The organism is Nostoc sp. DedQUE02 (assembly GCF_034531035.1).
GTDB lineage: Bacteria > Cyanobacteriota > Cyanobacteriia > Cyanobacteriales > Nostocaceae > Nostoc.
Genome location: NZ_JAVRBY020000013.1, coordinates 121,347 through 138,222 on the forward strand (window position 1 = coordinate 121,347; position 16,876 = coordinate 138,222).

Genomic DNA, 16,876 nt, shown 5'->3' on the forward strand with positions numbered 1-16,876 from the left:
TTACAGAGTGTAAAGTTTCTGAAGTCTCTTAGCACGCCAAAAGCCCAAAAGCAAACAAAAAAACTCCCCTTTACTAAAATCCCAAAATTATTAGTTGGGAGAGAAGTCTGAGTGAAGGCTTTTGCCGATTCAGAACTTCGGGATTTATCAACCGCAACCGACTTTTAGGAACTTGAGATTGTATGGCCAACGTTTCCGACTGGTTTGAGGAACGCCTAGAGATTCAGGCACTCGCTGAAGACGTAACTAGCAAGTACGTCCCTCCCCACGTCAATATCTTTTACTGCCTGGGTGGAATTACCCTGGTTTGCTTTCTCATCCAGTTTGCCACTGGATTTGCCATGACGTTCTACTACAGGCCAACAGTCGCTGAAGCTTTCTCCTCAGTGGAGTACATCATGAATGAAGTAAACTTCGGTTGGCTAATTCGTTCTATCCATCGCTGGTCTGCCAGCATGATGGTATTGATGATGATTTTGCACGTCTTCCGGGTTTATCTGACTGGTGGTTTCAAAAAGCCCCGCGAACTGACCTGGATAAGTGGTGTGATCCTAGCTGTGATTACAGTTTCCTTCGGAGTCACAGGCTATTCCCTACCTTGGGATCAAGTTGGCTACTGGGCTGTGAAAATCGTTAGCGGCGTACCAGAAGCAATTCCCGTGGTTGGCGTTCTGATCTCCGACTTGCTGCGCGGCGGTTCGAGTGTTGGTCAAGCAACACTAACTCGTTACTACAGCGCACACACCTTTGTACTGCCTTGGTTGATTGCAGTCTTCATGCTGTTTCACTTCTTGATGATCCGCAAGCAAGGCATTTCTGGGCCTTTGTAATCTCAGCTATTAGCGAAAGGCAACATTTATCAGTTTTCAGATCGAGTTGTTTGTTTTAAACTTATGAAACAGAAGAAATTAATGGCACATAAGTTCTAAAAAATAAATACTTGTATCTGAAGCCGAAAGCTGTAGAAAACCTTCAGGCGTCCGACCGGAGATAGAAAAACACTGTTTGCCGCCTGCTGGTTGCCTAGTAGCTGATAGCTTTCACAAATGCTTTAATTTAACTTAAGCAGGAGAGCACATTTCAAAATGGCAACACAAAAAAAACCTGACCTGAGCGATCCTCAGTTAAGAGCCAAACTCGCTAAAGGCATGGGTCACAACTACTATGGTGAACCCGCTTGGCCTAATGACCTACTTTATGTTTTTCCAATTGTGATCATGGGTTCCTTCGCTGCGATTGTCGCTCTAGCTGTGCTAGATCCCGCGATGACCGGTGAACCAGCAAATCCTTTCGCCACACCATTGGAAATTTTGCCGGAGTGGTACTTGTATCCAGTCTTCCAAATTTTGCGATCGCTTCCTAACAAGCTTTTAGGAGTGTTAGCAATGGGTTCCGTACCAGTGGGACTAATCCTCGTTCCCTTTATTGAGAACGTCAATAAGTTCCAAAATCCCTTCCGTCGTCCAGTTGCAACCACAGTATTCCTTGCTGGTACCCTTATCACCCTGTGGCTGGGTATTGGTGCTGCCTTGCCATTGGATAAATCTTTGACCTTGGGACTATTCTAAATTAGTCACCACAAAGTGCTTTGACGCCTGTAAGTTTCAAGAGTATATGCAGATGTGCTTTTGAAAACAATCAACAGGCGTCAATTTTAACAAGAAAGGTAGAAGGCAGAAGAGGAGGCAGGAGGCAGGAAAAATACTGTCCTCTGCTTCAGTAAAGCGAGTAGAGACAAAGGTAAGGTTTAAGTCAAAAGTACCAAAATCTACGATTTGATCAGCCAGCGCTCAGAACAGAGGGTTTTCCCTATGAGCGCTGTGCGTAGCATCACTCGTAAGGTAGCTTGGAATTAGATACGGTTGAAAGTAATAGATAAATTCCTGCCTCCTGCCTCCTGCCTTCTTCAATAGTTCAGATTGCATCTGGAATCTGAAGTTTTGGATGGAAAAGCTATTCCAAAATCTCATATCATCGAAAGTCAATAAATACAAACATTTTTCACTTACTTAACGTAAGTTGCTAGTTACAACCCTCAGAATGCCAAAATCTTTCATGTTTTGTATTTTGGTACACAGAATATGTCAATTTAGATTTTTTGATGTCAGAGAAATTTTGCGCTATTGGCAAAATTTAATAACTAGCAACTTGGGTTTACTTATATTCAAGTCACAGTTAATGCTTAGTATAGTGCAGCAAGACCATCTGACGGTTAAGAGCGAACTCAGGCTCTTAAACCAGGTGCAAGAATGGTTTGAGCAATTTTGTCTGCAACACTTATCTCAACTTGGCTGGTCAAAAACCCAACTTGATCGCCTCAATTTAGCATTAGCAGAAGGCTTTACCAACGCTGTTCGTCATGCTCACCATGCTTTACCTCCCGAAACAGCTATTGAGATTAAAGTTTATCTGTGGATTGACCGACTAGAGATTAGAATTTGGGATTATGGAAAACCTTTTAATCCTGATGCGATCGCAGAACCAGCCCCAGGTACTCTACAAGTAGGAGGGTATGGATGGTTTCTCCTGCGACGGTTGGCTGACCGTGTTGTATACGAACGTGTTGCAGATGGTAGAAATTGCCTGCTAATCGTAAAATACTCTGTGGAAGCACAGAAGTGAAATAGTCAAAGGTTAAAGGAAGATAAGAATACTTCTGATGCCAATTTTGGCTTTCGAGTAAAAGTAAAGCGTAGGCAAAAAATACTGATCGGGTACGATAGCTTATCTTCTCTACCAGATGCATTTCTTGAGTTATCGATACTTATGGGTACGACAAACAACTTCTCTTATGGTAGCTTCTGCACGTAGTTTCCTTCTCTGTAGGATTAGGGAGATTTTATCGAAGTTGAGCCACTTAATTGAAAGCAGGAGCAGTTTTTGCTGAATATTATTGTTACTTGATTTATAAAAATATACTCCTTTTTCAATATTATTGGAATTGGAGTAATGTGTTTTTTACGTGAAATTGCTTAGTCATTCTCATTTTTTTGTCAGATTTCAAAGAATATATTTGTATAAAAAAAATTACTGAATACAGTAAAGATAGCATTCGAGTTAGAGTAGCTCCCTTGTTAAAATCTGTCAGCAGTGTTGAGAGTCTTAAATTTTTTTCTCCAACAAGTGCCATTTAGTGCTTAAAGAGATAGAGAAAATAGGGGACAAATATGACTAAGACAGCCCTAATTACAGGAATTACTGGTCAAGATGGCTACTATCTCAGCCATTTGCTCCTCAAGCGTGGTTATCGAGTTGTAGGATTAGTACCTCCACATCGACAATCTAATTTGACAAAACTAGGAACACTGGCAAATCAGGTAGAAATTTTTACAGTTGACTTGAGGGATAATGCAGCGCTGTTAATCGCAGTTGAACAACTGCGTCCCCAAGAAATTTACAATTTGGCAGCTCCTAGCTTTGTACCCGACTCTTGGAAAGATCCATTGGGAACCCTGGATTTAATAACAGGTACGGCTACCAGGCTCTTGGAAGCAGTACGAAAAGTTGGTTTGTCTACTAGATTTTATCAAGCTAGCAGTTCAGAAATGTTTGGCGATGTATTAATTTCGCCTCAAGACGAAGAAACTTCTTTTCGTCCGAAAAATCCCTATGCTGCGGCTAAGATGCACGCCCACTGGACAATGGTACATCATAGGCAGCGCTATGGACTATTTGCCTGTAGTGGAATTTTATATAATCACGAGTCTCCTCTACGCCCACCTCAGTTTGTCACCCGAAAAGTTTCTTTGGCAGCCGCATCGATTAAATTGGGTTTAACTGATACTTTAGAAATGGGTAATCTTGATGCCAAACGCGATTGGGGTTTTGCAGGAGATTATGCAGAAGCAATGTGGCGAATGTTGCAAGTTGATGAGCCAGAAGAATATGTAATTGGCACTGGTAAATTGCACAGTGTTAAAGATTTAGTTTCAACAGCCTTTGAGTCTGTCGGATTGGATTGGACGCAGTATGTAGTCATAAATACTAGCTTATTGCGACAAGATGAGCATTTTCAACTAGTAGCTAACCCCAGTAAAGCTAAGATAAACCTCGGCTGGGAACCCCAAGTGAGCTTTGAGGAACTTTTAGAAAAAATGGTAAAAACAGATTTGGAGCGGTTACAAAGCGGTGCGTTGGATGAAGTCCTTGCCGCAGGCATCGCGCCCTTACCGCGAGTGTAAATAACCTAACATGCACATCACTACAGCGACAGAAAACCTTAAGTTAGGTAATAAAGTTAACGAAAAAACTAACCATGTCTTCGTGTTTTTAGAAATTTTTGCCCACGAAGGTGGTATTCAATCATATATAAAAGATATTTTTCGCGCCTATCTAGGATTGAGCCAAGCCTACAAGGCAGAAGTTTTTTTGCTGCGAGATAGTCCCGATAGCTTAAATCCTTTTGAAGACGAGAACTTAAAATTTCATTACTTTAAAAATCAGTCCCCCTATTTGGGGAGACTGCAAATGGCAGCAGCTTTACTTAAGTGTCTATTGCAAAGCCGTCCGCAGCAAGTTTTTTGCGGTCATATTAACTTAGCAGTATTAGTACAAACTCTTTGCCAGCCCTTGGGGATTCCTTACACCGTGCTAACTTACGGCAAAGAAGTCTGGGAACCGCTAAAAAATCAAGAACGTCGCGCCTTGACATCAGCAGATAGAATTTGGACAATTAGTCGCTACAGCCGCGATCGCGCTTGTCTTGCTAATAGTCTAAACCCAAAAATAGTACAAATGATGCCTTGTGCAATTGATGGGGATAAGTTTACTCCTGGTTCCAAACAGCCAGAATTAGTCCAGAAATATAACTTAACTGGTGCTAAAGTCTTAATGACAGTAGCGCGATTATGGTCAGGAGATATTTACAAGGGTGTAGATGTCACAATTCGGGCATTACCACAAATCGCTCAAGTTTTCCCAGAAGTGAAATATTTGGTAATTGGTCGCGGCGATGACCAACCACGATTGGCGCAGCTAGCAAAAAATTTAGGTGTGAGCGATCGCGTTGTGTTTGCTGGTTTCGTTGCTACAGAAGAATTAATGGAACATTACCGCCTTGCTGATGCCTATATTATGCCTTCGCAAGAAGGCTTTGGCATTGTTTATCTGGAAGCAATGGCTTGTGGAGTACCTGTATTATCCGGTGACGACGATGGTTCTGCTGACCCTTTGCAAGATGGTAAACTAGGATGGCGAGTACCACACCGCAGTCCTGATGCTGTAGCAGCAGCTTGTATAGAAATGCTTCAAGGGGATGACCAGCGATGTGATGGAAAGTGGCTGCGACAACAGGCGATCGCTCTGTTTGGCATAGATGCCTTCCAACAGCACTTGCAAAAAACGCTTCTATCCTCAATAATAAAGTGCATTTGAGTCCAAATGACAAATGACAAATGACTAAAATCGCTATTCTAGAAGGAGAGCAGGACGAAATTTAAAAAATGAGCTTTAAGTCATTTCAATTGAATCTTTTAAATCTCCGCCCTTGGCTTACCCTGCTAGCAGTTATTTGGTTGCTGGCATCAGTGGGCTTGGGTTGGTTGGTTAATTCGTTGCTAATTATTGTCGGGTTGCTATTTTTGACACCTATTGTGGCTTTTTTTGGCTTTCGCTGGTGGCTACAACGCAACTTGGTTGCCGATCAGTGTCCCGTCTGTAGATATGAATTTACAGGTTTAAATAACACTCAGCTGCAGTGTCCTAACTGTGGAGAGTCAGTGTTAATACAAAATAGTCATTTTCAGCGCTTCACGCCAGAAGGCACAATTGATGTCACTGCTGTCGAAGTTCCAGGCAAATCGCTGGAAGATTAGTTATTGGTCATTAGTCATTAGCAAACGACAAATGACTAATGATTATTTATTTTTTTGCGAGATTGAGAGGCTGTAGCTATACTGTCGTTGGGATTGTTCACCCACATATAGCGAGTATTTCCCTGTCGTCCAGAAACCAGACAGTTCTGGCTTACCTCCAGAGTAGCTATCTGCCATTACACAAAAGCGCCCTCCTGGCCCGTCGATCAACAGCGTTGGCTTTCCTTGACTCTCTACTGTTAATCGCAAGTAAGGCAGTGATTCTGTAACCTGGATCACTTGACTAGGTTCAGTGCTAATATTGCCGCAATTACTTTTGACAGTTCCCCCAGACTTTCCGTTCAAAATCAATGGATCTGGTTGTAAATTTCGATTAATTTGGATTGTTGGTGTCTGTGCCAAATTAGCCTCAGTGAAAACCAAACTCATCGCCAAAGCTGTGGGAACAATTGCAAGTAGCCTAAGCGTCTTCATTTTGATTAATGCTCTAGATTTTTTCTAGAGCAACATTGTTATACAGTCTGATTTATATAGACGACAGCAATTCATCTTGGTTCCAAAGGCTGAGGTATAAAGTAATACTATTAATTTCAGGATTATTTGTGAAGATTTGATGGGTATGTGTAGAGGCGTTGCATTGCAACGTCTCTACAATTGATGTCTGGAAGGCAACAAGAAAAAAACATAATTTTTCCCTGTGCAGAAAGGTCTGGCACGCACAGACATTAGCTAAAATCACTAAGACAACCACCAAAAATAGAATTTGGTTGGTCTGTTGTTGAATAAGTATGCTAACTGAGGTAAAAAAGATTGATGAATCCTCAACCAGAAGAAGACTTACAGCGTCGTCTCAATAAGCTAGAGGCAGAGATTAATTCCCCGCCTGGGGTGGTTTCACAAGAACAAAAACAAACGCCTCAGTCTGTTTTTGCTAACTTGAACTTGCAACTGGAGCGATTTCAGATTTGGTTCAACAGCTTATCTGGAACGAAAAAGCTGGTAGTTTTGGGTGTGACAGTGCTAGTAGGCTTGGCCATACTGCAAGCAGTGTTTAAACTAGTTGCATCTGTAATCAGTCTGGCACTTTTGGCAGTCTTAGTGTATGTTGGATACAAATTTTTTGTGTCTAGTAGCTTTCAACGTAAGCAATAAGTTGATATGCATTTACTTGGCACTCTGCCTGGAGTTATGAGAGTCAGGAGACAGAATACAAAGGACTCCTGACTTAGTAACTCCTAAATTCTATTTCAATATGCATTGCTTTTTGCTGATTAGCTTAGTCTATTTTAATTGTGCCGATCGCGGCGTAGAAATAATATCAAAGGGAATTATACGATGACGACACCAATTGTGAGGAGAACTAGTAATCAATCTGGTCAGTCAAAAAAACCGGAAAGAGCCAATTCGTTGTTGCTAGCAAGCAGGCGGTTTGCAGCTTGGGCGGCTGAGATCACATTAGTGGTTACTAGTGGGTTGATTCCCTTCGGCATTGGTGTCTATGCCAATTCTAGAAGCGATCTGAATCGAGTACCGCTTAACCCTATGTTGGTAGTAACGGAAAGAGCGATCGCCAGACCCCTAGCTTTACCAATGAGCTATGGCATCCGTAACGTCGCCTGGCCAACTAATATTTTGTGGACAATCGCCCTGTTAGCGCCTGTAACTCTCTCGTGGTGGCAATTGTATTTACTAGCTAAAACTGGTAGCACAATTCCGAAACGCTGGTTAAAAGTGCGGGTTGTCAACGAGCAAGGAACAGCGCCCGGATTGGGGGCAGTTGTGATTAGAGAAGGAGTTGGGCGTTGGACTGTACCCATTTCCATCGCCTATCTACTGTGGCGCTACAGCTTTGCTTTTCCGAATTTAGGATTATTCACATTTTTGTCTTTATTAATGATTGTGGGTGAAGGAATAGGCTTACCATCGCGCCGGGGGCGTCGCGCATTCCACGATCAACTTGCAGGCACTTATACAATAGATGCACTCTTAGCTAGCAACACACAAGCTCAATCTGCTGGTGGTAATGACGAAGCAGAAGAATGGCAAGAGGGAGAAGAATTAGCGGCAGATCAAACCAGCCATTCGCCTAATTTGTGGCGACGGATACAGCAAAATCCCAATTTAACTTTATTTGGGGTAGGGCTGACGAGTATGACTGCTGTGTTGGCGACTTTAATCGGCACTCAAGTCTATATCCAAGTTCAACAATCCCAGCGAGCTACTAAGCAAATCAACAGCCAACAGTTCCTCGAACTTGTTAAACAATTGAATCCCAACTCTGGGGCGACTAATGAGCAACGCCAAAGTGCAATTCTAGCTATCGGTGGTCTTAACGATCCACAGTCGATTAAATTTCTGGCGGATTTATTAGTTAGCGAAACTAACCCCAGCCTTTTGGATACGATTCAACAAGCTTTGACAACTGTTGGGCCCCAAGCCATCCCGGAACTGAAAAATAAGAATCAGTTTTTGGTGGGTGAACTGGAGTCTGTAGGTAGTACTGCAACCCAAGAGCGGCAATTACGACAAGGGCGGCTACAAAGAAACCAGCAGACGATCAACAAGATTCTCTCTGTTTACAGTGGTAAAATTGACGGTCTTGACCTTAGTAGGACGCAATTAGGTCAAAGCGGTACTCCAGGAAATTCCTTCTTCAACTTGGTGCTAGACAACGTTGATTTATCAGGAGTTAAATTAAAATCTGCAAATCTTAACCAAGCCAGCTTTAAGGGTAGCCGCTTTCGGGGCGTGGGTGATGATGGACGTTGGGATACCTACGACGATGCGATCGCTGATTTAAGCCAAGCTCAGTTGCAACAAGCCAATCTTACTGATGCTAACCTCAGTCGCGTCTTGATGAACCGTACCGACTTGAGCCGTGCTACTCTCAACAGAGCCAACTTATCCAATGCGCGTTTATATGACGCGAAACTCAACAGCACCCAACTAGTAGGAGCCGATCTGCGAAACGCAGTTTTGGAAAAAGCTAGCTTGACTGGGGCTGATTTAGGCGATGCTAAATTGAACGAAGCCAATTTATACGCTGCGCGTTTAAGTCGCGCCACTGCGATCGGCACGCAATTATCTTTTGCGAACTTAACTAACACTGATTGGCAAGGAGCCGATTTATCAGGAGCCTATTTGGATCGTGCCAATCTCAGCAATGCCAACCTCAGCGCCACTCGTTTAACTGGTGCTGTTTTGCGTTCTGCCCAAATGGAAAACGTTAACTTGCAAAATGCCGACTTGAGTCTTGCAGATTTACGAGGGGCAAATGTCGCCGGCGCAGATTTTAAAGGGGCAATTCTCGCTCCTAGCAAACAAGATCCAGCAGATCAATTTGTCCAAACCCCAGATTTAGGCTCGGTATCTGCCGTAATTCAAGGCGTTGATTTTTCTCAAGCCAAAAATTTAGATGCCAAGCAATTAGCATACATTTGTACTCAAGGAGGCATTCATCCCCGTTGCCCGTAGAATGGAGGGGCAGGGGAGCAGCACTTCGGCTCATTTCGGCTACGCGGTAATCGAGCGAAGTCGAGATTCAATGACCAACGCGGAAATCGAGCGACTTGCACTGAGTTTCGACTACGCGGTAATCGAGCGAAGTCGAGATTCAACTATCGCGGCGTCGTTGGCGCAGCCTCTCGTAGAGAAGTGAGTCGAAATTCAGTGACCGAGGGGCAGAGGTGTAGCGAGAGAATAACCAATGCTCAGTACAAGTGCCCAATGCCCAATGCCCAATAACAAAATGGTGTGAGGAGTCGGTGATGAAGTATATTCCATATTTGGTTTCAGTTTTAGGGGCTGGCTTGGTTTTGAGTCTGGTGAGTACTAAACCAGCACAAGCTCAAGTAGCCTATGGCAGTTATATCGGTATCGGCCCCGCTATTGGTTTTACCGATGGTATCCAAATCGGGGGGGTGATAGCGGGGCGCTACAAGCTTTTGGAAGCGCCACTTTCACTCCGTGCCCAAGTGTTAATTGGGAATAATACGGCAGTTGTACCAACGGTTTCTTACGATTTTCCCCTCAACTGGCAAGCTGATGCTTATCTGGGGGCTGGGTTGGTGCTGGCTGGTGGTGGTGGTTCTTCTCCTGTGGGCGACAAAATCAGTTTTGCTTTACAACCGGGGATTGATTATATGATCCCAAATAGCAATACTGTGCTTTTTGGTAACGCCATTATTGCTTTTGATGCCTACCGTGATAGCAGTGGTACAGCGATATCCGTACAAGGTGGTGTTGGTTTGAGATTTTAATCGGTACTTCTGCTTGAAGCGATCGCTATCCCGCTATCAGCGTTAAACTTCATTGCAAATTAAGAAGTTAGTCCAAACAACGTGATAGTTTTTGTCATGAAGAGAGACAGCATAGGATTAACACAGGAGAACACAGTGGCAATGGAATCAAATTTATTAACGGATGCGACCGCAGATGAAGTGAATCAAGATTTTAGTGAATATGTCGCCAATCTGCAACTTCACATGACCCTGCAAGCTCGCAATCTTGTTCCAACCCTGAAGCAAACACTGGTAGATAGTCGCCAGCAATTACTCCATCAAACCCAAGCCCACTTTGAAAAGCTAGTTTCTCGACAAGGGCTATAAAATATATACAATTTTTAATCAAAATTCAAATAAAATAAGGGCAGATGTTGTTGGGTTAATGCCAATGGTGTTCTCACAAGGTCTGCTTTTTCTGCTTTTTTAAGTATTAAGTCACTAAAATCACTCTTTTGGCACAATAGTAGAGAGCAGAAACTAGTTAAGATTATTGCAGCAGTTCCTTGCTTTGAAGAGCAGTTAGTTAAGGCTAAATGGCGGCTCGAATAAAAAATGACTTCACTACTTCCCAGAAACCTCAGCGTTGTTATCCGACCAGTCCAATACCGGGATCTGGACGGCATTGAGCGCATAACTCAAGAGTCATTCGCAGCCCTTTCTCCCAAGGGAGCAGGTTTTGCCATCAGCCAGATGCAAAGGCTGCGTCGCTGGTATGGATTACTCAAATTTTTGAGTTGGTTTCCTAACCCGCTCCAGTATCGCCTCTGTGCTTATATTGCAGAGCAAGGGAGGATGCTTTTAGGAATGATTCAAGTATCACCTTTTAACCGGACACGCAGTACTTGGCGGATTGATCAAGTGCTATTAGAGCGTGGTGTTGATAAACAAGGAATTGGATCGCAACTTTTGCGTCATTGCTTTGAATCGATTCTGGAAGCACGTACTTGGCTACTGGAAGTTAACATCAACGATATTGAGGCACTGGCACTATATCGGCAAAATGGATTCCAGCGCTTGGCAGAAATGACCTACTGGGAAATTGGGCCAGAATTACTGGCTGAATTGGCCCAAGCAGAGCCAGACTTGCCCAACCTGTTGCCAGTGAGTAATGCTGATGCCCAGTTGCTATATCAACTAGATACGGCATCGATGCCACCTTTGGTACGTCAAGTTTTTGACCGCAATACCCGCGACTTTAAAACCAGTTTGTTTGGCGCTTTAACTGATGCAGTGAAACAATGGCTGACTAAAACAGAAGTAGTCAGTGGTTATGTATTTGAACCCCAACGCAAAGCTGCGATCGGTTATTTTCAGGTGCAACTTGATCGTAAAGGTGAAGTTCCCCATACTGCAACGCTGACGGTTCATCCTGCTTACACTTGGCTATATCCAGAATTACTATCTCAATTAGCTCGTATTGCCCAAGATTTTCCCCAGCAAGGGTTAGAACTAGCTTCCTCAGACTATCAGGCAGAGCGAGAAGAGTATTTGGAGCGAATTGGGGCAAAACGCATAGAACATACATTAGTTATGTCTCGCTCTGTGTGGCACAAACTACGGGAATCTAAATTCGTGTCCTTAGAAGGAATTCAGTGGACTGATATGCTGCAAGGTCTACAACCAGCACGTAAACCTATACCAGGTGGGATGTCATGGATACAACCACCAAAACTGCCATCGTCAGATAAACCATTGCCAAGTAAGTCAGAACCAATTAACTTTTCGGTAAAAAACCCTAGCATGGAAGCATCGCCGATTTCTGAATCAGCAGATGCACAGCAGGAGAATTAATTGTGATATCCCCAGAGCAACCAAAACCTTTTATTTCAGCGTTAGGGCTAGATTTCGGTCGCAAACGGATTGGTGTGGCCGGGTGCGATCGCACGGGTTTAATTGCCACGGGAATCACCACAATCGAGCGTACATCTTTTGAGCGCGATGTCGAGCAAATCCGACAAATCGTTAACGAACGGGAGGTACAAGTTCTAGTTATGGGCTTACCTTATTCAATGGATGGCTCACTAGGATTTCAGGCTCGTCAAGTTCAGAAATTTACTACAAGACTGGCTAAAGCGCTGAAACTGCCTGTGGAATATATGGATGAGCGATTAACTTCATATCAAGCAGAGCAACTGTTGATAGCTGAAAACCGCTCCCCATCACGCCATAAAGGTATGATTGACCGCAAGGCAGCCGCTTTGATTTTGCAACAATGGCTGGATGTTAAGCGTGCTAGTTCCCGCAGTTCAGTTGCGGCTATTGAATATTGATACCTTTTAACATGATATTCTGAAAACGATTAGCCAGCAGTTGTATCTATGTTTAAAGCTATTTGCTTGACATAATATGTCATTAAATAGTTAAGCGATTTTCAAATTGCTGGTATTTATTAAATATTTACATTTCGGCTATGTTTTCCTCTCCATTCTCTGAAGAAAATGATAACGCTCATGCGGGTTCCATCACTTTAACCGATGACAAAGGGCGATCGCTCAACTGTTATATAGAGCATCGACTTGAAGTTGATGAGCAAGAATATGTTTTGCTTCTTCCTGTAGACTCACCTGTAGAAATTTTTTCTTGGGAAGGTGACGGTGAGGAAGAAGAAGCGGTTCTGGTAGAAGATGATGCTATTATTGAGCAAATTTTTGCTAATGCCCAAGCTGTGTTATCTGAGCAGAACCTGATATTGAAGAACACAGCTTATGCTTTAACAGTTGAAGGTGATTTACCGCCAGTTGAAGAATCAGAACTCTTTACCTTAGAAATAGAAGACGAAGGGGAAGATTTAGAGCCAGAACAATTACAGCTACTCGCTAGCTTCTATGATGAAGATCAAGAGTATGCAATTTATACACCCCTCGATCCCTTGTTGTTTTTTGCTCGGATAACGAAAACAGGTGAACCTGAATTACTCTCTCCAGAGGAGTTTCGCAAAGTGCAACCTCTGTTAGAAGAACATCTTTTTAATGAAGTGGAATAAGATTAAAAATTCAAAATGTAACGTTTTCATTTTGAATTTTTTAATTGCAAGTTTTCACTGTAATCAAAATCTAGCTAAACCTTTTACTATGTCCCATTGAATGTGGAAGCAATGAATCATTGACACTAAATTGGGACAATCAATATTGTTTAAGATTCTGGAAAAAGCAGTTTGGTAGGGATTTTAATTCCATTATCGCCTTAAAAAGTTTGCCACGGAGGGAAACCCTACTTACAACTTTCCGCAAAATCCAAAATCGGGATGAGGTGCTGAAAATGGCTTATAGCGATTTTACATTAAGTAAATTTAAAAAGTCATTTAGCATCCGCATTGATGAAGAAACTGATTTATGTGCCAACATTGAACCTTTACAGCCAAGCGAGAAACTCAAAAATTCTTTAGAAGAAACGGCAGAACTTGCTTTAGCAATTAATACTGAAAAAGCTCGTTCAGAAATGATTATCACTCCGATTTTGTTGGAGGTAAGACGCAGGGCTAATTATCCAATTAGTTTATTTTCAGGAACAGATTTTAATGTAGATGCCGAAAAAGGTCTAAATGGCTATTGTGATTTTATCATCAGCCGTGCTAAAGAACAATTAACAATTAATGTACCTGTGGTAGTTATTATTGAAGCTAAAAATGAAAATATTAAAGGTGGATTAGGTCAATGTGCGGCGACAATGTTGGCAGCACAATTGTTTAATCAACGAGAAGGAAATGATATTAGGAAAATTTATGGCGCGGTAACAACGGGGGATATTTGGAAGTTTTTGAAGTTAGAAGAAAACGATATATTTATTGATTTAAATAATTATTACATTAAAGAGATCGATAAGATTTTAGGGATTTTATCTGAAAGTGTTCAGGGAGATATCCCAGGATCGAGTTCGACTAACTAAACTGTATTGGGTTATGCTCATTTGTCTGAGCTATTTAAATTTGACTGGTGACTATGGCCTGGAACAATCTTTTACAGCCTGACTTGATTTTAGAGGGTTCAGTATTGAACCTAACACCAGATATTATCCAAAAATACGGGCTGAAAGGGCTGGTATTGGATGTAGATGAAACTTTAGTACCCTTTACAGTGGGCATAGCTTCCCCGGAACTACGAGAGTGGGTGGAGCAAATTCGCACCTGTACTACATTGTGTTTGGTAAGTAACAACTTGAGTGAAGCGCGAATTGGTGGAATTGCGCGATCGCTCAATTTACCTTACTATTTGGGTGCAGCCAAGCCTTCCCGACGTAAAATTAGAGCAGCAGTTAGGGGAATGGATTTGCCAGTGCATCAAGTAGGGATGGTAGGCGATCGCTTGTTTACCGATGTTTTAGCAGGTAATCGCCTGGGAATGTTTACCATTTTAGTCGAACCAATTGTTCATGCCGACGCGGCTCTCCGCTCTCATCCCGTCCGCAACTTTGAAGTTTGGATATCTGAAATTCTGGGAGCCTCTATTACTCCTAAGAAAAAGAAGATTCACAAAAGTTGAGAAATCGTCAGGAAAGTAAATCTAAAGAAATAATTAAGAAATCTTAATGTGATTCAAAAATCGGGGATCATAAGTATTAATAACATGGGGTCAGCCAAAAAAGACCCTAACTCATACTAAGTAAATATACTTCCGTAAAGCGTCAACCTTCACTATAGAGGGATTGGCGCTTTACAATTTCTTTAGTCATTTGTCCTTTGTCATTCGTCAGTTACTAATGACTAATGACGAATGACGAATGACTAATACTTCGGCTTACCTCGACTTCTCTACGAGACACTACGCGAACGCTCGGCACAAGTCGCTCAGTACAAGTGACTAATATTTCGGCTTCGCTCAGTACAAGTGACTAATACTTCGGCTTCGCTCAGTACAAGTGACTAATGACTAAAACAATTGTTGTCAAAATCGGCACTTCTAGCCTAACCAAACCAGAAACGGGACAATTAGCACTTTCTACCATTGCTACTTTAGCGGAAACACTCTGCAATTTAAGACGCCAAGGACATCGGGTGATTTTGGTTTCCTCCGGCGCTGTCGGGGTAGGTTGTGCGCGGTTGGGCTTAACTGAACGTCCGAAAGCGATCGCACTCAAACAGGCTGTAGCAGCAGTTGGACAAGGCAGATTAATTCGCATATACGATGATTTATTTACTACCTTGCAACAGGCGATCGCTCAAGTATTACTGACTCGCAGCGACTTGGTACAGCGTAGCCGCTATCTAAACGCCTACAACACTTTTCAGGAACTATTGGGGCTGGGAGTGATACCTATAGTCAATGAAAATGATACCGTAGCGATAGATGAACTAAAATTTGGTGATAATGACACCCTTTCAGCATTGGTTGCCAGCTTAGTAGAAGCAGATTGGCTATTTTTGCTCACCGATGTCGATCGGCTGTACTCAGCCGATCCCCGTTCCGTGCCAGATGCGCGCCCGATCGCTCTAGTTAGTAGTATTAAAGAATTAGCTCAATTACAAATACAAACAGGTTCCCAAGGTTCTCAATGGGGCACTGGTGGGATGGTGACAAAAATTTCGGCTGCGAGGATTGCGATCGCTGCGGGAGTACGTACCGTAATTACCCAAGGGCGATTTCCCCGGAATATCGAAAAAATTATCCAAGGCGAACTGATTGGGACGCATTTTGAACCGCAACCTGAACCAACTTCGGCGCGTAAACGTTGGATAGCTTACGGACTTTTACCTGCGGGTAAATTGTATTTAGATGAAGGTGCGATCGCGGCAATTTCTCTAGCGGGAAAATCTTTATTAGCAGCAGGAATTAAGCTAGTAGAAGGAGAGTTTAATACACAGGATGCCGTGCAATTGTGTGACATCAACGGTAACGAAATTGCTAGAGGACTTGTAAATTACAACAGCAATGAACTGCAAAAAATTCGTGGCTGTCATTCACGAGAAATTTCCACAATTTTAGGATATGCCGGTGCAGAAACCGTGATTCATCGAGATAATTTGGTTTTGACTTAAAATGGAAATTAGATCAACTTTGTGACTACTAATTGAGAGAATAAAAAATATTATGACTCAAACGTTAGAAAATGCTGTTAACTTACCAGAAGAACAACGCTTCTTTCGACATGGGTTAAGTTGGGAACAGTTTAAAGCAATTCAAGCTAGCTTTGAAAATGTACCAGGGGTGCGGTTGTTTTATTGTGAGGGAATTTTAGAAATTGTGAGTATTGGGAAGCCTCATGAGGCGATTAAGTGTTTAATTGGTTTGCTCTTGGGGCAGTATTTCGTGGAACAGAGTGTTGAATTTTTCCCCAGTGGGAGTTTTAGCCAGGTTATTCCCAAGATTGTAGAATATCAAGCTGACTTATCTTATTGCTTTGGAAACGACAAACCGATACCAGACCTCTGTATTGAAGTAGTAATTACTAGCGGTAGTCCCATAAAGTTACAGAAGTACAAATTAATGGGAGTCCCAGAAGTTTGGTTTTGGGAAGATGGCACATTTGAAGTCTACTGCTTACGGGAACAAGAATATGAGAAAGTTATTAAAAGTGAGTTGCTAGCAGAATTAGATTTATCCTTGCTCAATCGTTGTCTTTTGTTGTCGTCTCCCTTGGAAGCTATTAAAGAGTTTCGCCAAGATATTCAAAAGTCATAATGAAACGATTAGTGATTTTTCAATTTCATCACATTAGATTGTTTACTATGTGTGTTATTGATAGGGGCTTTGCCTAATAACTTTTAAGTCAGGACTTACGCAACTGTCACAAGCAATGGCGCGGTGTAGCCGCGCCGCGCGCCAAGCAACTACACGATAAACATGG

At 42.5% G+C, this 16,876-nt stretch carries 18 protein-coding genes; 17 read left to right on the forward strand and 1 reads right to left on the reverse strand.

Annotated features, from left to right (window positions below; all coding sequences use genetic code 11):
• Positions 1-182: 182 nt before the first annotated feature.
• The 6 genes from petB to RMX98_RS13675 all read left to right on the forward strand — a co-directional run bounded on the left by petB (position 183) and on the right by RMX98_RS13675 (position 5,813).
• Positions 183-830, forward strand: coding sequence for a cytochrome b6 (gene petB, locus RMX98_RS13650; protein WP_322675842.1), 648 nt, complete (start codon positions 183-185; stop codon positions 828-830).
• A gap of 255 nt (positions 831-1,085) precedes the next feature.
• Positions 1,086-1,568: a cytochrome b6-f complex subunit IV gene (petD, locus tag RMX98_RS13655; protein ID WP_322675843.1), complete on the forward strand. Its 483-nt coding sequence runs from the start codon at positions 1,086-1,088 to the stop codon at positions 1,566-1,568.
• A gap of 610 nt (positions 1,569-2,178) precedes the next feature.
• On the forward strand, positions 2,179-2,622 hold the full coding sequence (locus RMX98_RS13660; protein WP_322675844.1) for an anti-sigma regulatory factor: 444 nt from the start codon (positions 2,179-2,181) through the stop codon (positions 2,620-2,622).
• Between the two features lie 545 nt (positions 2,623-3,167).
• The gene (locus RMX98_RS13665; protein WP_322675845.1) at positions 3,168-4,181 is read left to right on the forward strand and encodes a GDP-mannose 4,6-dehydratase; all 1,014 of its coding nucleotides are present in this window, start codon (positions 3,168-3,170) and stop codon (positions 4,179-4,181) included.
• A 10-nt stretch (positions 4,182-4,191) separates the two neighbouring features.
• Positions 4,192-5,373 carry a glycosyltransferase gene (locus RMX98_RS13670; RefSeq protein ID WP_322675846.1) on the forward strand — a complete coding sequence of 394 codons (1,182 nt, stop codon included), beginning with the start codon at positions 4,192-4,194 and terminating at the stop codon, positions 5,371-5,373.
• A gap of 68 nt (positions 5,374-5,441) precedes the next feature.
• On the forward strand, positions 5,442-5,813 hold the full coding sequence (locus tag RMX98_RS13675) for a hypothetical protein (RefSeq protein ID WP_322675847.1): 372 nt from the start codon (positions 5,442-5,444) through the stop codon (positions 5,811-5,813).
• A gap of 42 nt (positions 5,814-5,855) precedes the next feature.
• Here the strand turns inward: RMX98_RS13675 and RMX98_RS13680 are convergent, their stop codons facing one another.
• A complete protein-coding gene (locus tag RMX98_RS13680) occupies positions 5,856-6,287 on the reverse strand; it encodes a hypothetical protein (protein WP_322675848.1) in 432 nt (143 codons plus the stop codon).
• A 339-nt stretch (positions 6,288-6,626) separates the two neighbouring features.
• Between RMX98_RS13680 and RMX98_RS13685 the strand changes: the two genes are divergently transcribed.
• The 11 genes from RMX98_RS13685 to RMX98_RS13735 all read left to right on the forward strand — a co-directional run bounded on the left by RMX98_RS13685 (position 6,627) and on the right by RMX98_RS13735 (position 16,710).
• A complete protein-coding gene (locus RMX98_RS13685) occupies positions 6,627-6,965 on the forward strand; it encodes a hypothetical protein (RefSeq protein ID WP_322675849.1) in 339 nt (112 codons plus the stop codon).
• 183 nt (positions 6,966-7,148) lie between these two features.
• Positions 7,149-9,287, forward strand: a complete 2,139-nt coding sequence (locus RMX98_RS13690; protein ID WP_322675850.1) for a pentapeptide repeat-containing protein — start codon at positions 7,149-7,151, stop codon at positions 9,285-9,287.
• Positions 9,288-9,580: 293 nt separating this feature from the next.
• Positions 9,581-10,072 (forward strand): hypothetical protein, encoded by a 492-nt coding sequence (locus RMX98_RS13695; protein ID WP_322675851.1) that lies wholly within the window; start codon positions 9,581-9,583, stop codon positions 10,070-10,072.
• Positions 10,073-10,213: 141 nt separating this feature from the next.
• Entirely contained in the window at positions 10,214-10,420 is a 207-nt protein-coding gene (locus RMX98_RS13700; protein ID WP_322675852.1) for a hypothetical protein, read from the forward strand.
• A 228-nt stretch (positions 10,421-10,648) separates the two neighbouring features.
• On the forward strand, positions 10,649-11,887 hold the full coding sequence (locus RMX98_RS13705) for a GNAT family N-acetyltransferase (protein WP_322675853.1): 1,239 nt from the start codon (positions 10,649-10,651) through the stop codon (positions 11,885-11,887).
• 2 nt (positions 11,888-11,889) lie between these two features.
• Positions 11,890-12,366, forward strand: a complete 477-nt coding sequence (gene ruvX / locus RMX98_RS13710; RefSeq protein WP_322675854.1) for a Holliday junction resolvase RuvX — start codon at positions 11,890-11,892, stop codon at positions 12,364-12,366.
• Positions 12,367-12,506: 140 nt separating this feature from the next.
• Positions 12,507-13,079, forward strand: coding sequence for a DUF3727 domain-containing protein (locus RMX98_RS13715; RefSeq protein WP_322675855.1), 573 nt, complete (start codon positions 12,507-12,509; stop codon positions 13,077-13,079).
• A gap of 275 nt (positions 13,080-13,354) precedes the next feature.
• Positions 13,355-13,981 (forward strand): hypothetical protein, encoded by a 627-nt coding sequence (locus tag RMX98_RS13720; RefSeq protein ID WP_322675862.1) that lies wholly within the window; start codon positions 13,355-13,357, stop codon positions 13,979-13,981.
• A 53-nt stretch (positions 13,982-14,034) separates the two neighbouring features.
• Positions 14,035-14,574, forward strand: a complete 540-nt coding sequence (locus RMX98_RS13725; RefSeq protein WP_322675856.1) for a YqeG family HAD IIIA-type phosphatase — start codon at positions 14,035-14,037, stop codon at positions 14,572-14,574.
• A gap of 383 nt (positions 14,575-14,957) precedes the next feature.
• Positions 14,958-16,067: a glutamate 5-kinase gene (proB, locus tag RMX98_RS13730; protein ID WP_322675857.1), complete on the forward strand. Its 1,110-nt coding sequence runs from the start codon at positions 14,958-14,960 to the stop codon at positions 16,065-16,067.
• A 52-nt stretch (positions 16,068-16,119) separates the two neighbouring features.
• Complete coding sequence (locus tag RMX98_RS13735; RefSeq protein WP_322675858.1) at positions 16,120-16,710, forward strand: Uma2 family endonuclease; 591 nt, start codon at positions 16,120-16,122, stop codon at positions 16,708-16,710.
• Positions 16,711-16,876: the final 166 nt, after the last annotated feature.

Coding starts and splice junctions, on each gene's coding strand:
- petB (WP_322675842.1), top strand. CDS start 183: ATGGCCAACGTTTCCGACTGGTTTGAGGAACGCCTAGAGATTCAGGCA.
- petD (WP_322675843.1), top strand. CDS start 1,086: ATGGCAACACAAAAAAAACCTGACCTGAGCGATCCTCAGTTAAGAGCC.
- RMX98_RS13660 (WP_322675844.1), top strand. CDS start 2,179: ATGCTTAGTATAGTGCAGCAAGACCATCTGACGGTTAAGAGCGAACTC.
- RMX98_RS13665 (WP_322675845.1), top strand. CDS start 3,168: ATGACTAAGACAGCCCTAATTACAGGAATTACTGGTCAAGATGGCTAC.
- RMX98_RS13670 (WP_322675846.1), top strand. CDS start 4,192: ATGCACATCACTACAGCGACAGAAAACCTTAAGTTAGGTAATAAAGTT.
- RMX98_RS13675 (WP_322675847.1), top strand. CDS start 5,442: ATGAGCTTTAAGTCATTTCAATTGAATCTTTTAAATCTCCGCCCTTGG.
- RMX98_RS13680 (WP_322675848.1), bottom strand. CDS start 6,287: ATGAAGACGCTTAGGCTACTTGCAATTGTTCCCACAGCTTTGGCGATG.
- RMX98_RS13685 (WP_322675849.1), top strand. CDS start 6,627: ATGAATCCTCAACCAGAAGAAGACTTACAGCGTCGTCTCAATAAGCTA.
- RMX98_RS13690 (WP_322675850.1), top strand. CDS start 7,149: ATGACGACACCAATTGTGAGGAGAACTAGTAATCAATCTGGTCAGTCA.
- RMX98_RS13695 (WP_322675851.1), top strand. CDS start 9,581: ATGAAGTATATTCCATATTTGGTTTCAGTTTTAGGGGCTGGCTTGGTT.
- RMX98_RS13700 (WP_322675852.1), top strand. CDS start 10,214: ATGGAATCAAATTTATTAACGGATGCGACCGCAGATGAAGTGAATCAA.
- RMX98_RS13705 (WP_322675853.1), top strand. CDS start 10,649: ATGACTTCACTACTTCCCAGAAACCTCAGCGTTGTTATCCGACCAGTC.
- RMX98_RS13715 (WP_322675855.1), top strand. CDS start 12,507: ATGTTTTCCTCTCCATTCTCTGAAGAAAATGATAACGCTCATGCGGGT.
- RMX98_RS13720 (WP_322675862.1), top strand. CDS start 13,355: ATGGCTTATAGCGATTTTACATTAAGTAAATTTAAAAAGTCATTTAGC.
- RMX98_RS13725 (WP_322675856.1), top strand. CDS start 14,035: ATGGCCTGGAACAATCTTTTACAGCCTGACTTGATTTTAGAGGGTTCA.
- proB (WP_322675857.1), top strand. CDS start 14,958: ATGACTAAAACAATTGTTGTCAAAATCGGCACTTCTAGCCTAACCAAA.
- RMX98_RS13735 (WP_322675858.1), top strand. CDS start 16,120: ATGACTCAAACGTTAGAAAATGCTGTTAACTTACCAGAAGAACAACGC.